Here is a 736-nt window from a genome sequence, read left to right as displayed (position 1 = left end):
ATGGCAAAAGAAAAGTTTGAACGCGTAAAACCGCACGTAAACGTTGGTACAATCGGCCACGTTGACCACGGTAAAACTACACTAACTGCAGCAATCACTAACGTACTTGCAAAAGTATACGGCGGTGTTGCTAAAGATTTCGCATCAATCGACAACGCTCCTGAAGAGCGCGAACGTGGTATCACTATTTCAACGTCTCACGTTGAATACGATACTCCTACACGTCACTACGCACACGTAGATTGTCCTGGTCACGCCGATTATGTTAAAAACATGATCACTGGTGCTGCTCAAATGGATGGCGCGATCTTAGTAGTTGCTGCGACAGATGGCCCTATGCCACAAACACGTGAGCACATCCTTCTTTCTCGTCAAGTTGGCGTTCCTTACATCATCGTGTTCATGAACAAATGTGACATGGTAGATGACGAAGAGCTACTTGAGCTAGTAGAAATGGAAGTTCGTGAACTTCTTTCTGAATACGATTTCCCAGGTGATGACTTACCTCTAATCGCTGGTTCTGCGCTTAAAGCGTTAGAAGGCGAGAAAGAGTGGGAAGATAAGATTGTTGAGCTTGCAAACGCACTTGATTCTTACATCCCAGAGCCAGAGCGTGACATCGATAAGCCTTTCATCATGCCTATCGAAGACGTTTTCTCAATCCAAGGCCGTGGTACTGTTGTAACTGGTCGTGTTGAAGCTGGTATCATCAACGTAAATGACGAAGTTGAAATCG

The 736-nt window shown here is 45.2% G+C and carries 1 protein-coding gene; it reads left to right on the top strand.

The genetic code is table 11. From position 1 onward, the window contains the following. Positions 1–736 (top strand): elongation factor Tu (locus DC53_RS00405; protein WP_033032346.1); only part of this gene is annotated, 736 nt, incomplete at its 3' end.

It is taken from the genome of Pseudoalteromonas fuliginea, from assembly GCF_000690055.1.
In the GTDB taxonomy this organism is placed as follows: Bacteria; Pseudomonadota; Gammaproteobacteria; order Enterobacterales; family Alteromonadaceae; genus Pseudoalteromonas; species Pseudoalteromonas fuliginea.
This window is presented reverse-complemented; position numbering and strand designations above follow the sequence as displayed.